The organism is Agrococcus sp. GCM10030265 (genome assembly GCF_042666675.1).
GTDB lineage: Bacteria > Actinomycetota > Actinomycetes > Actinomycetales > Microbacteriaceae > Agrococcus.
Window position 1 is genome coordinate 782,763 of the sequence record NZ_JBHTCZ010000001.1, and the last position, 12,151, is coordinate 794,913.

Sequence of the window (12,151 nt, forward strand, 5' to 3'; positions counted from 1 at the left end):
CAGCGGAGCCCTCGACGGGACCCGCCCCGCCACCGCGCCGCGGATGGTGGCATGATCCTGCCGTGGACATCACGCAGACGCTGCTCCCCGGCGTGGGAGTGCGATACGACATGACGACGCGCAAGGGCGTGCCCGTCAGCGTCGTCGTGCATCGCGAGGGCCCCGCAGACCTCTGCGTCTCGAGCAAGCACGACCCCGACGACGTGCGGCTCGCCCTGCACCTCGACGAGGAGGAGATCGACGCGCTCACCGACGTGCTCGGCGCGCACCGCATCACGCAGTCCATGGCCGACGTCACGCGCGCCATCCCCGGCCTCGAGACGGCGCGGCTGCTCGTCGACGCGGGCTCGCCGTTCGTCGGGCGGCCGCTCGGCGACACGAGGGCGCGCACGCTCACGGGATGCTCGATCGTGGCGGTCGTGCGCGCCGACGACGTCATCGCCGCGCCCACGCCCGCCGAGCCGCTGCTCGCGGGCGACTCGCTCGTCGCGATCGGCTCGGCGCAGGGGCTCGCGCAGCTCCGCGCCCGCCTGCTGAGCGGGTAGCGCATGCACGACATCTCCGCGCTGCTCCTCGAGCTCGGGGCTGTCGTCCTCGGCGTGTCGCTGCTGGGGCTCATCGCCCACCGCGTCGGCATCTCGCCCATCCCGCTCATGCTGCTCGCGGGCCTCCTCGTCGGGGCCGGATCGCCCGTCGACCTCGCCGCGGCCGAGCCGTTCATCGAGCCGGCCGCCGAGATCGGCGTGCTGCTGCTGCTGCTCATGCTCGGCCTCGAGTTCACGGCGGGCGAGCTCGGCCAGTCGCTCAAGCGGCACTCGCGGTCGGGCCTCGTCGACGTGGGGCTCAACGCCTCGGCGGGCTTCGGCATCGGCCTCGTGCTGGGGATGCCGTGGCAGGCGGCGCTCGCGCTCGCCGGCATCACGTGGGTGTCGTCGTCGGGCATCGTCGCGCGCCTGCTCGTCGACCTCGGCCGCGTCGCGAACCGCGAGACGCCCGCGGTGCTGTCGCTGCTCGTCATCGAGGACATCGCGATGGCGATCTACCTGCCGATCCTCATCGCCGTGCTCACGGGTGCGACGTGGTGGCAGGCGCTCGGCGCCGTCGCGCTCGCGCTCGCCGCGGTCACGACCATCCTCGTCGCCTCGCAGCGCGCCTCCGGCGGCATCCGCTGGCTGCTGAGCCACCCGAGCGACGAGCAGGTGCTGCTGCGCCTCTTCGGCATCACGCTCGTCGTCGCGGGCCTCACGCAGCTGCTCGGCGCCTCCGCCGCGGTCGGCGCGTTCCTCGTGGGCATCGCGGTGCCGCCGTCGATCGCCGAGCGCGCCCGTGCGATCCTCGGCCCGCTGCGCGACCTGTTCGCGGCGATCTTCTTCCTGTCGTTCGGGCTGCCGATCGTGCCGAGCGACCTGCTGCCCGTGCTGCCTGCCGCGCTGCTGCTCGCGGTCGTGACGGCGGCGACGAAGATGGCGACGGGTTGGTTCGCGGCGAGGCGGGACGGCGTGCTGCGCAAGGGGAGGCTGCGCGCGGGCGCCACGCTCGTCGCTCGCGGCGAGTTCTCGATCATCATCGCGGCGCTCGCGGTCGGCGCAGGCTACGCCGAGCTCGGGCCGCTCGCGGCCGCCTACGTGCTGATCCTCGCGATCGCGGGGCCGCTGCTCGCGCGCTTCGTGGTGCGCGCGCCGCGAGCCGAGGCGACGCTCGCGTAGCCGGGGCGGCGAACGGCGCCGGTCAGCCCGCGATCGTGATGAGCAGCGAGGCGAAGACCGCGATGATCGCCGTGGAGTACGCGAAGGCCACGACGGAGTGGATCATCGCGAGCCCGCGTGCCGACCCGCGCACGATCTGCACGTCGGACGACGAGAAGGTCGTCGACTGCTGGATGGAGAGGTAGAGGAAGTCGCGGAACGTGCGCTCCTCGACGCCCGGGAAGACGACGGAGTCTCGCGCTGCCCACGACCGCATGTACTCGACGGCGAAGACCGCGAGCATCACGATCCACGTGCCCGCGACGCCGACGACGCACACGGCGACGAGCCACGGCTCGCTCGCCGCGTCGCTCGTCGTCAGCAGCACGACGGATGCGATGCCGGCCGCGATGACGGTCATCGCCCACGACTTGGGTCCGGCGAGGAGCGTCCACCGCACGATGCGGCTGCGTTCGTCGGATCGGGTGACGAGCGCGCGGAGCCGCTCGCCGTGGTGTCCGCGGAACGAGAGCCACGTGAGCGCGAGGAACGTCGGCCCGTAGAGCCCGAACGTCAGCGCGAGGACCACGGCCGACAGGTCGCCGGGCGCGACGACGAGCCCGAGCGCGCCGCCGACGAGGAACAGCGCCGCCATGAGCGCGAACGCGATCGCGGTCGCGAAGGTCGACCGCACGACCTCCCGATGCATGATGCTCGTGCCGCGCGACATGCAGCACACGCTAGCCGCGCGGCGCCGGGTGGCGCTGAGCGCGCCGTCGACGGCCCATCGTGGTCGAGACCCCGCTGGGCGTGGCCTCGTGCTCGCGGCTCGAACCCATGGCGAACGCCAAGGTGCCGAACTTGACTGCACTCGGCTCAAGTGCCAAGGTTGAGTCCGCACGGCTCAAGGCAGGATCGACGCCGTGCCTCGGTTCCGGGGGATGAGCCTGCCGTCAGTCATGGGGGGTTGCCGGCAGGCTCCTCCACCGGAATCGCACCGGATCCACGACACGACCACCGAACCCAAGGAGCAGCCACCATGGCACGAGCAGTCGGCATCGACCTCGGCACCACCAACTCCGTCGTCGCCTTCCTCGACGCGGGTCAGCCCACCGTCATCGCGAACGCCGAGGGCTTCCGCACCACCCCGTCCGTCGTCGCCTTCGCGAAGGACGGCGAGACGCTCGTCGGCGAGCCGGCCAAGCGCCAGGCCGTCACGAACGTCGACCGCACCATCGCCTCCGTCAAGCGCCACATGGGCACCGACTGGACGACGGCGGTCGACGACAAGCGCTACACGCCGCAGGAGATCTCGGCCCGCATCCTCGGCAAGCTGAAGCGTGACGCCGAGACGTACCTCGGCGAGCCCGTCGGCGACGCGGTCATCACGGTGCCCGCGTACTTCAACGACGCCGAGCGCCAGGCCACGAAGGAGGCAGGCGAGGTCGCGGGCCTCAACGTGCTGCGCATCATCAACGAGCCCACGGCGGCCGCGCTCGCGTACGGCCTCGACAAGGGCAAGGAGGACGAGCTCATCCTCGTCTTCGACCTCGGTGGCGGCACGTTCGACGTCTCCCTCCTCGAGGTGGGCAAGGACGACGACTTCTCGACGATCCAGGTGCGCTCGACCGCCGGCGACAACCGCCTCGGCGGCGACGACTGGGACGAGCGCGTCGTCGAGTGGCTGACGAAGAAGTTCAAGGAGTCGACGGGCGTCGACGTCTCGAAGGACAAGATCGCCCGCCAGCGCCTCAAGGAGGCTGCGGAGCAGGCGAAGAAGGAGCTCTCGTCGTCGACGTCGACGAGCATCCAGCTGCCCTACCTCTCGCTCACCGAGAACGGCCCGGCCAACCTCGACGAGACCATCACGCGCGCCCAGTTCGAGCAGATGACCTCCGACCTGCTCGAGCGCACGCGCAAGCCGTTCGAGGACGTCATCCGCGAGGCGGGCGTCACGGTCGGCGAGATCGCGCACGTCGTGCTCGTCGGCGGCTCGACCCGCATGCCCGCCGTCACCGAGCTCGTGAAGAGGCTCACCGGCGGCAAGGAGCCCAACAAGGGCGTGAACCCCGACGAGGTCGTCGCCGTGGGCGCCGCGCTGCAGGCCGGCGTGCTGAAGGGCGAGCGCAAGGACGTCCTCCTCATCGACGTCACGCCGCTGTCGCTCGGCATCGAGACCAAGGGCGGCATGATGACGCGCCTCATCGACCGCAACACCGCGATCCCCACCAAGCGCTCCGAGACGTTCACGACGGCCGAGGACAACCAGCCGTCGGTCGCGATCCAGGTGTTCCAGGGCGAGCGCGACTTCACGCGCGACAACAAGGCGCTCGGCACGTTCGAGCTCACGGGCATCGCGCCCGCGCCGCGCGGCATCCCGCAGGTCGAGGTCACGTTCGACATCGACGCGAACGGCATCGTGCACGTGTCCGCGAAGGACAAGGGCACCGGCAAGGAGCAGTCGATGACGATCACGGGCGGCTCGAGCCTCTCGAAGGACGACATCGAGCGCATGGTGAAGGACGCCGAGGAGAACGCCGCAGCCGACAAGGCCCGCCGTGAGGCGGCCGAGACGCGCAACGGCGCCGAGCAGCTCGTCTACTCGGTCGAGCGGCTCCTCGCCGACAACGCCGAGCAGCTGCCCGACGACGTGAAGACCTCGGTGCAGGCCGACGTCGACGCGCTGAAGACGGCGCTCGCGGGCGACGACGACGAGGCGCTGAAGACCGCGTTCGACACGCTCACCGCGTCGCAGCAGAAGCTCGGCGAGGCGCTGTACCAGCAGCAGGCGCAGCAGGCCCCGGCCGACGACGCCGGCGAGCAGCCGCAGGGCGAGCAGCCCGCGTCGAACGACGACGACGTGGTCGACGCCGAGATCGTCGACGACGAGGACGAGAAGAAGTAGTCCGATGAGCGACGACAACCGACCCGAGGACGAGGGCCCCGTGTTCCGCGACAAGCGGCGCATCGACCCCGAGACCGGCGAGGCGCGCCAGAGCCCCGCGGATGCGCAGGTCGTCGCCGCCGCGGCGGCCGCGGGCGCGCTGGAGGGTGCGGGAGCCGAGGCTCCCGCCCCCGCCCCCACCCCCGCCCCCGGCCCCACCGCATCCGACGACCTGAGCGAGGAGGACCGCGCCCTGCTCGACGGCGAGGCCCAGCGTCTCGCCGACGAGGCCGCGAGCGTGCAGGCGCAGATCGCGGCGGCGCAGGACGAGGTGCGCAGGCTGCAGGCCGAGTACGTCAACTACCGCAACCGCGTCGAGCGCGAGCGGGCTGCCGACAAGGTGGCGACGACGGCATCCGTGCTGTCGGCGCTGCTGCCCGCGCTCGACGACCTCGACCGCGCCGACCAGCACGGCGACCTCGAGGGCTCGCCGCTCGCGATCGTGGCGCAGAAGCTGCGCGCCTCGATCGCGGGGCTCGGCCTCGAGCCCGTGGGCGTCGTGGGCGAGACGTTCGACACGGCCGTGCACGAGGCGATCGCCCAGCTGCCGAACCCGGAGGTGACCGAGATGGTCGTCGCCGACGTCGTGCAGCGCGGCTACCGCATCGGCGAGCGACTCGTGCGGCCCGCGAAGGTCGCCGTGTTCGTGCCCGCGGGCGAGTAGGAGACGCATGGCGAGCAACGACTGGTTCGACAAGGACTTCTACAAGGTCCTCGGCGTCGCGAAGGACGTCGCGCCTGCCGACCTGAAGAAGCAGTACCGCAAGCTCGCGCGCCAGTTCCATCCCGACTCGAACCCCGGCGACGCGAAGGCCGAGGCGCGCTTCAAGGAGATCTCCGAGGCCTTCACGGTGCTCTCCGATCCGAAGCAGCGTGAGGAGTACGACTCGGTCCGTGCCATGGCGGGCGGGCGCCCGCGCTTCGCGCCCGGTGCGCAGGGTGGCTTCGAGGACGTCTTCGGCGGCATGTTCAACCAGGGCGGCGGCCCGCGCGTGCAGTACTCGCAGGGCGACTTCGAGGATCTCCTCGGCGGCATGTTCGGCGGCGGCGCGGGCCCCGCAGGCTTCGGCCAGCGGGCTCCGCAGCGGGGGCGCGACGTCACGGCGAACGCGCAGCTCGACTTCCTGTCGGCGGTGCAGGGCGACACGTTGAAGCTCACGGTCGGCGGGCGATCGATGACCGTCAAGATCCCCGCCGGCGTGCACGACGGGCAGCGCATCCGCATCGCGGGCAAGGGTCAGGCGTCGATCACGAACGGCCAGCCCGGCGACCTCATCGTCACGGTGCAGGTGCGACCGCATCCCGTCTTCACGATGGATGGCCGCGACATCCGCGTCGACGTGCCGGTGACGTTCGCGGAGGCGGCGCTCGGCGCGACGATCGAGGTGCCCACCGTCGGCGGTGGCACGGTGCGGCTCAAGGTCGCGCCGGGCACGCCATCCGGTCGCGTGCTGCGAGTCAAGGGCAAGGGCGTGCCCACGAAGCAGGGGCCCGGCGACCTGCTGGCGACCGTGCAGGTCGCGGTGCCGTCGCACCTGAACGCCAAGCAGCGCGAGTCGCTCGAGGCATTCATGGCGGCGTCGGGCGACGAGTCGCCGCGAGACGACCTGCTGTCGAAGGCGAGATGAGCGTGGGGCGCATGCCGGAGGATCTCGACGAGTCGAGCCCGATCTTCTCGATCGCGGCCGCCGCCGAGCTCGCCGGCATGCACCCCCAGACGCTGCGGCAGTACGACCGCATCGGGCTCGTGCAGCCGCAGCGCACCGCAGGCAACACGCGCCGCTACTCGATGCGCGACATCGGGCAGCTGCGGCAGGTGCAGCTGCTGTCGCAGGAGGGCGTGTCGCTCGAGGGCATCCGCCGCATCCTCGAGCTCTCGAACGAGGTGCGCAGCCTGAAGGCGCGGGTGCGCGAGCTCGAGGCGACGCTCGCCGATCAGGTGATCGATCGGCGTGGCCGCGTCTTCGCGGCGGGGGTCGAGGGCGTCACGTCGATCCGGGCGGGCGCTCGACCGACGAAGCGCAACCAGGTGGTCGTGTGGAGGCCCATGCACCGCGGCTGACGCGTCGCCGTGCGGTTCGATTCAATTGACATTCGATCGATATCCATCGAAGATCGATGCATGTCATCCCCTGTGATCGCCGCGCTGCGCGTCGTCCTCGTGGTCATCGGCCTCGGTGCCGTCGTGCTGCAGCTGGTGCTGGTGCCCGAGCTCGCACGCGAGGCCGCCGACGGCGATGCCCGCCTCGTGCCCGCCATCGCGCCCTACGCGGTCGCGGGCATCGCCCTCGTCGTCTGCGTGCAGGTCGTGCTCGTGTGCACGTGGATGCTGCTGCGACGCGTGCAGCACGGGGCGATCTTCGAGCGCAGCGCGCTGCGCTGGGTCGACGGCATCGTCGCCGCCGCCGCGCTCGCGACGACCATCGTCCTCGCCCTCACCGTGCACCTGCTCGCCGTCGTCGGCACCGGCGGCCCCGGCGTGCTGCTCGTGCTCCTGTGCCTGCTCGTCGGCGGCGTCGCCGCCACCCTCCTCATGCTCGTGATGCGCGGCCTGCTCGTCGGGGCGTCGGGACTGCGCTCCGAGCTCGCCGAGGTGGTCTGAGTGGCGATCGTGGTCGACATCGACGTGATGCTCGCGCGCCGCGGCATGTCGGTGGGCGACTTCGCCGACGCGGTCGGCATCACGCCCGCCAACGTGGGCGTCCTGAAGAACGGTCGAGCGAAGGCGGTGCGCTTCACGACGCTCGACGCGATCTGCCGCGTGCTCGAGTGCCAGCCGGGCGACGTGCTGCGCTGGGAGCCCGACCCGGCCTGACGAGGTCGTGACAGGCCGTCGCGTGCGGTGACCGGTGGGGGCGGAGGCCCGGCGGGGCGCAGGTCGCGCGCGGCGGCGGTGCACCGCGGTCCCAGGGGCCAGGCGTACCGTCGAGGTGTGAGCCAGCTCGACGCGCCGCCGCCCCCGGGCAGCGACACCCCGGTGCCGAGCGACGTCGTCGCGGCGCCGCGGCGTCGGCGCGCCGCCGCCTCGGCGCCCGACGGCCTCGTGCCGAAGAACGCCATGCAGCAGCGCGCCGAGCGGCGCGAACGCGAGCGACGCGCGCGGACGCTCCCGCCTCCGGTCGTGAACCCCATGGCGGATGCGGTGCCGCCGTACGTCGCCGCCCGGCTCGCCTGGGAGGCCCAGCAGCGCCGATCCGGCCCGATGCCGCATGCGGCGAACGCGCCGGCGGCCGGCCTCCCGAGCCCGGCCGCGTCCGCGGTGCCGCCCGGGCTCGCGCCCGCGGCGGGCTACGCGCCCGCGGCGGGCTACGCGCCCGCGGCGGGCTACGCGCCCGCGGCGGGCTACGCGCCCGCGGCGGGCTACGCGCCCGCGCCCGGCTACGCGCCCGCGCCCGGCTACGCGCCCGCGCCCGGCTACGCGCCCGCGCCCGGCTACGCGCCCCAACCCGGCTACGCGCCCGCCCCCGCATCCGCAGGCGGCCAGCAGCCGCCACCGTACGTCGTCGTCGGACGCGGCCAGCCGTACGCTTCCGGGTACGGCGCCGCGCCAGGCTCCCCGCCGGGCTTCGCACCGCATCCGCCCGTCCTCATGGCACCGCCGAAGCGCCGCCTCACGCGCGCGCAGACGCGCGCGGCGCTGCTCGGCTCGCTCGTCGGCCAGACGCTCCTCGCCCTCGCGACGCATCTGCTCGTCGCGTCGGCCATCGTGCTGCTGCTCTGGGGCACGCTGTCCGAGGGCGGCACCGATGGCCTCGACGCGCTCGAGGCCGACAGCCTCACCGACGTCGTCGCGTTCTGGGCCGACCCGGTGCGGCTGCCGGTGACGATCCTCATCGTGCTCATCGTCACGGCGGCCATCGCGGCAGCCGGTTGCGTCACGAGCTACCTGTGGCATCGCTCGGCGCGCCTGCAGGGCATCCGGGCGTCGATCGCGCTCGCGTACGGCACGACGACCGTGCTCGGATCGATCGTCGGCTCGGTGCTGTGGCCGGGCGTCCTCGTGTTCGGGCTCTTCGCGATCCTCGCGTCGTCGGCGTCGCTCACGGTCGGCACGATGTGGGCGGGGGTGATCGGCAGCCTCGCGGTGTCGGTGGTGCTGTCGGGCCTCGTGGGCATGCTGTTCGGCTGGGTGTACCTGCTCGCATTCCGTCCGCGGCCCACGTGGGCGCAGCTCGAGGCCGAGCAGCGGCAGGCGGAGGTCGACGCCGAGCGTCGCGCCGTGGAGGCCGACGCCGCCGAGCTCTCGCGGGTCGACTGACGTGCAGCGGCGTCAGGTGCGTGTCGCGCGCCCGCCGCTGCCGCCGGTCGTGCGCCGGGCGGCGCGTCAGGCCGGGGGATGGGGGCTGCCGCTCGTGTCGGCGGGCGTCAACCTCGTGGTGGCGCTGTCGGTGGTCGCGACGATCGTCGCCATCGCCCGCTGGTTCATCGTCGAGCTCGTCGCCGGATCGGGTGGGCTCGAGGATGCCGTGGCCGGCTGGCTCGCAGGCATCGACCCGACGCCGTGGATCGTCACGATCGTCGTCGTGCTGCTGCTCGCCGCGGGGCTCGTCGCTCTCGGTGCGACGGTGAGCGTGCGCATCCTGCGTCGCGCGGGCATCGCGCGCGCTCGCGCGGTGACGTGGTGGTGCTGCGGCATCGGCACGCTCGTGCAGGGAGCGCTCTCGCTGGGTGCGAGCGCGCTCACGACGCTCCTCGGCCTGCTGACGGGTGGCCTCGCGCTCGGCGTCGCCATCGCGATCTACCTCGTCGCGTCCACGGTGCTGACGTCGGTCGTCGGCTACGTCGCCGGCCCTCGGCTGTGGATGGCGCGGGTGCGCCGAGAGCTGGGGTGACCCCACGGGGCACCGCGTCGGGCGATGCGGGGAGCCCGGCGGCAGCCGTGTCCCGTGCATCGAGCGCGCGCCGCACCCCGCGTTCCTCGCCGCCGCGCTCCTCGAGCGGGCGCTCCCCGCACCCGCGCTGCTCGCTTCCGCGCTCCTCGACCCTGCTCCGGCCCGTCAGGCGTCGGCGGCGTCCGGATCCCGCAGGAGGTCGACGACCGCGTGCAGCACGCGGTCCGGCGCCTCCAGCTGCATGTCGTGGCCGACGCCGTCGATGCGCCGGACGTCCCATCCCTCGCGCTCGAGGCTCGCCGCGAGCGCGTCCGGCAGCACCGCGGGGGACTCGTCCGAGAGCACGATCGTCGACGGCACGGCGGGAGGTGCGACCTCGATCGGGTGGAAGGCGACGTCGCGGAACACCCCGATGGCCATGCTGCCGTCGAAGCGCCTCGCCGCGTCCTCCTGCAGCCGCCGCATCTCGGCCGGAGGCGCCGTGCGGTGCCTCGCGGACCGCGCGCGTCGCAGCTGCGCGATGCCGAGCGAGACGACGGGGGCAGCCCAGAACAGCCGCCCTGCCAAGCCCGTCGTGGGCAGCGCCAGCCCGAATCCGGGGTCGAGGTACACCGCTCGTCGCGGCATGAGCCGCTCGACGGCTCGCACGGCGACGGGGCCACCGAGCGAGTGGCCGACGAGGGCCGAGAGTCCGCCCGGCAGGGTCTCGGCCACGTCGTCGGCGAGGTCGTCGAGCGCGTACGAGCTCGCGCGAGGGCTCGCGCCGTGTCCGCGCAGGTCGACGGTCGTCACCGTGAAGCCGCCCGCGGCGAGCAGCCGCTCGACGAATGGCTGCCACGTGGCACCATCGGCACCGAGCCCGTGCACGAGCCCGACGTGGTCGGGGCCGGATCCGGTGGTCGTGGACGCGAGTCGCATGCTCGATGGTAGGCAGAGCGTGCGGGTGCTCAGCGCGGCGCGATGCGCGTGAGCTCGCGGCGGATGGCACGAGGCCGCAGCGGGCGGCATCCCGCGTCGAGCAGCGCTCGCGTGATCGTCGGCTCCCGGCGGGCGAGCAGGATGCCGCGTCGCACGAGGAACGCGGGGCTCTTGCGCCGCTCGCGCAGGTCGCGCAGGAAGCGGAACGCCATCGTCGCGCCGCGCGGGCGCCGCACCGCGATGGCGTCGAGCAGCAGGCCGCGCTCGGTGGCGGGCGCGACGACCTCGCTCGCGAAGATGCCCTCGGCGACGAACGCGTGCGCGTCGCCGAGCTCGAGCGTGCGCCACCCGACGCGGTCGCTGCGCGAGATGTCGTAGTCGGGCACCTGCGTGCGACCGGTCGTCGCGAGCTGCTCGATCGCGGCGATCGCGTCGGGCAGATGCCACGACCCGGGGTGATCCCAGTCGACCTCGCCCGAGGGCAGCAGCGGCAGCTCGGGGTCGTCGCCGACGCGGTAGAAGTCGTCGAGCCGCAGCACCGGCAGGCCCGAGGCCTCGGCGAGCCGCGACTTGCCCGAGCCCGATGCGCCGCCGATGAGCAGCATCCGCGCCCGAGGGGTGCGTGGGGTGCGAGCGGATGCGTCGGCCGCGTCGTCGAGGGGCGCGGACGCAGCGGGCATGTGCTCCATGATCCCACGCGCGCGGGCGACCTCGGCGACGCGGGCGGCGTCGCCCATCCACGCCGGCTCGGCTGCGCACCGCGCCTGCGCTCGGCCGCGCGCGACGCGACCCGCGCTCGGCCCGCGCCTAGGGCACGTCGAACCGGCCGACGACGATGCCGGCCTCGGCGCCGCCGCCGAGCCCGGGCGCCTCGAGCACGCCCTCCCAGCGGTAGGTGCGCCCGACGGCCTGCACCGTGACGACCCAGCTCGTCTGGTCGATGCCGCAGTCGGCGTACAGGTTGAGCCGCACCTCGTACGTGCCCGAGGGGGCCTCGTCCGTCGGCCACGTGACGTTCTCGTTGCGGATGCCGTCGATCTGGCACGAGGGGTTCGAGTCGAGGTCGAGCTCGCCGCCCGACGACGAGGTCGTCGAGCCGTAGTAGATGGTGTCGCCCTCGGGGTCGACGACGTAGAGGTCGGCGTCGACGTCCTGGTTCCACGACACGCTCACCTGCACGTCGCCCGTGCCGACCTCGACGACGGTCACGTTCGTCGCGTCCGTCGCCGACGCGGGGCCGTCGGCGCTCGCCACGGCGACGACGACCGAGAACTCGGTCGAGGGAGGCGCCTGCGACAGCGTGACGACGATCGACGTGCTCGTCGTGGGCGCGTCGAGCGCGATCTCGTACGAGCCCGGCCAGGCCGTGGGCGTCGTCGACGAGGCGCCGGTGGGGCCGACGCCGACGAGCACGGTCTCGAACGGCGCATCGGCGCTCACCTGGATCTCGACGCTGCCGCCGTTCACGGCCACCGCCGCATCCGTCACGGTGACGGAGCCTCCCGGGCCGGGCGTCACCGCGTCGCCGCCGCTCGTGCCCTCGGCGGCGCCGCCGTCGGCCGTGGCGGCCGTGAGGTAGTCGTCGAGCCGGGCATCCGCGGGCGCGTCGGTCGTGGGCGCCTGGCTCGCCTGCGTCGGCGACGGCGGCGTGGGGATGCTCGGGATGCAGCCCGCGAGCGCCATCGTGGCGGCGAGCAGCGCGGCGACGGCGAGGGGGCGGATGCGGTGGGCCTGGCGCATGAGGCGAGGGTAGGCCGGTCGGCTGGACGTGA

14 protein-coding genes are annotated in these 12,151 nt (G+C 73.4%); 10 read left to right on the forward strand and 4 right to left on the reverse strand.

What is annotated here, in order from left to right:
* Positions 1-62: 62 nt before the first annotated feature.
* Positions 63-545, forward strand: a complete 483-nt coding sequence (locus ACFQPP_RS03790; RefSeq protein ID WP_376915187.1) for a cation:proton antiporter regulatory subunit — start codon at positions 63-65, stop codon at positions 543-545.
* A gap of 3 nt (positions 546-548) precedes the next feature.
* Positions 549-1,706 (forward strand): cation:proton antiporter, encoded by a 1,158-nt coding sequence (locus tag ACFQPP_RS03795; RefSeq protein WP_376915188.1) that lies wholly within the window; start codon positions 549-551, stop codon positions 1,704-1,706.
* Between the two features lie 22 nt (positions 1,707-1,728).
* Here ACFQPP_RS03795 and ACFQPP_RS03800 read toward each other — a convergent pair whose 3' ends face one another.
* Positions 1,729-2,415 carry a DUF1345 domain-containing protein gene (locus tag ACFQPP_RS03800; protein WP_376915189.1) on the reverse strand — a complete coding sequence of 229 codons (687 nt, stop codon included), beginning with the start codon at positions 2,413-2,415 and terminating at the stop codon, positions 1,729-1,731.
* Between the two features lie 309 nt (positions 2,416-2,724).
* On the opposite strand from ACFQPP_RS03800, the gene dnaK reads away from it, so the two are divergent.
* The 8 genes from dnaK (at position 2,725) to ACFQPP_RS03840 (ending at position 9,461) form a co-directional block, all read left to right on the forward strand.
* Positions 2,725-4,590, forward strand: a complete 1,866-nt coding sequence (gene dnaK, locus ACFQPP_RS03805) for a molecular chaperone DnaK (RefSeq protein ID WP_376915190.1) — start codon at positions 2,725-2,727, stop codon at positions 4,588-4,590.
* A 4-nt stretch (positions 4,591-4,594) separates the two neighbouring features.
* Entirely contained in the window at positions 4,595-5,293 is a 699-nt protein-coding gene (locus tag ACFQPP_RS03810) for a nucleotide exchange factor GrpE (protein ID WP_376915191.1), read from the forward strand.
* A gap of 7 nt (positions 5,294-5,300) precedes the next feature.
* Positions 5,301-6,257 (forward strand): DnaJ C-terminal domain-containing protein, encoded by a 957-nt coding sequence (locus ACFQPP_RS03815; protein ID WP_376915192.1) that lies wholly within the window; start codon positions 5,301-5,303, stop codon positions 6,255-6,257.
* 11 nt (positions 6,258-6,268) lie between these two features.
* Positions 6,269-6,691: a heat shock protein transcriptional repressor HspR gene (locus ACFQPP_RS03820; RefSeq protein ID WP_376915193.1), complete on the forward strand. Its 423-nt coding sequence runs from the start codon at positions 6,269-6,271 to the stop codon at positions 6,689-6,691.
* Between the two features lie 60 nt (positions 6,692-6,751).
* A complete protein-coding gene (locus ACFQPP_RS03825; RefSeq protein ID WP_376915194.1) occupies positions 6,752-7,231 on the forward strand; it encodes a DUF2975 domain-containing protein in 480 nt (159 codons plus the stop codon).
* Complete coding sequence (locus ACFQPP_RS03830) at positions 7,232-7,444, forward strand: helix-turn-helix domain-containing protein (RefSeq protein WP_376915195.1); 213 nt, start codon at positions 7,232-7,234, stop codon at positions 7,442-7,444.
* Between the two features lie 117 nt (positions 7,445-7,561).
* The gene (locus ACFQPP_RS03835; RefSeq protein ID WP_376915196.1) at positions 7,562-8,887 is read left to right on the forward strand and encodes a hypothetical protein; all 1,326 of its coding nucleotides are present in this window, start codon (positions 7,562-7,564) and stop codon (positions 8,885-8,887) included.
* A gap of 16 nt (positions 8,888-8,903) precedes the next feature.
* Complete coding sequence (locus ACFQPP_RS03840; protein WP_376915197.1) at positions 8,904-9,461, forward strand: hypothetical protein; 558 nt, start codon at positions 8,904-8,906, stop codon at positions 9,459-9,461.
* A 165-nt stretch (positions 9,462-9,626) separates the two neighbouring features.
* On the opposite strand, the gene ACFQPP_RS03845 is transcribed toward ACFQPP_RS03840, so the two are convergent.
* From ACFQPP_RS03845 to ACFQPP_RS03855, 3 genes are all read right to left on the reverse strand, one after another.
* Entirely contained in the window at positions 9,627-10,379 is a 753-nt protein-coding gene (locus ACFQPP_RS03845; RefSeq protein ID WP_376915198.1) for an alpha/beta fold hydrolase, read from the reverse strand.
* Between the two features lie 29 nt (positions 10,380-10,408).
* Positions 10,409-11,059, reverse strand: a complete 651-nt coding sequence (locus ACFQPP_RS03850; protein ID WP_376915199.1) for an ATP-binding protein — start codon at positions 11,057-11,059, stop codon at positions 10,409-10,411.
* A 127-nt stretch (positions 11,060-11,186) separates the two neighbouring features.
* On the reverse strand, positions 11,187-12,119 hold the full coding sequence (locus tag ACFQPP_RS03855; protein WP_376915200.1) for a YfaP family protein: 933 nt from the start codon (positions 12,117-12,119) through the stop codon (positions 11,187-11,189).
* Positions 12,120-12,151 lie beyond the last annotated feature (32 nt).

Excerpts from the sequence above, each read along its gene's own strand:
- ACFQPP_RS03810 (WP_376915191.1), top strand. The coding sequence starts at position 4,595 with ATGAGCGACGACAACCGACCCGAGGACGAGGGCCCCGTGTTCCGCGAC.
- ACFQPP_RS03820 (WP_376915193.1), top strand. The coding sequence starts at position 6,269 with ATGCCGGAGGATCTCGACGAGTCGAGCCCGATCTTCTCGATCGCGGCC.
- ACFQPP_RS03855 (WP_376915200.1), bottom strand. The coding sequence starts at position 12,119 with ATGCGCCAGGCCCACCGCATCCGCCCCCTCGCCGTCGCCGCGCTGCTC.
- ACFQPP_RS03815 (WP_376915192.1), top strand. The coding sequence starts at position 5,301 with ATGGCGAGCAACGACTGGTTCGACAAGGACTTCTACAAGGTCCTCGGC.
- dnaK (WP_376915190.1), top strand. The coding sequence starts at position 2,725 with ATGGCACGAGCAGTCGGCATCGACCTCGGCACCACCAACTCCGTCGTC.
- ACFQPP_RS03800 (WP_376915189.1), bottom strand. The coding sequence starts at position 2,415 with ATGTCGCGCGGCACGAGCATCATGCATCGGGAGGTCGTGCGGTCGACC.
- ACFQPP_RS03845 (WP_376915198.1), bottom strand. The coding sequence starts at position 10,379 with ATGCGACTCGCGTCCACGACCACCGGATCCGGCCCCGACCACGTCGGG.
- ACFQPP_RS03850 (WP_376915199.1), bottom strand. The coding sequence starts at position 11,059 with ATGCCCGCTGCGTCCGCGCCCCTCGACGACGCGGCCGACGCATCCGCT.
- ACFQPP_RS03795 (WP_376915188.1), top strand. The coding sequence starts at position 549 with ATGCACGACATCTCCGCGCTGCTCCTCGAGCTCGGGGCTGTCGTCCTC.
- ACFQPP_RS03825 (WP_376915194.1), top strand. The coding sequence starts at position 6,752 with ATGTCATCCCCTGTGATCGCCGCGCTGCGCGTCGTCCTCGTGGTCATC.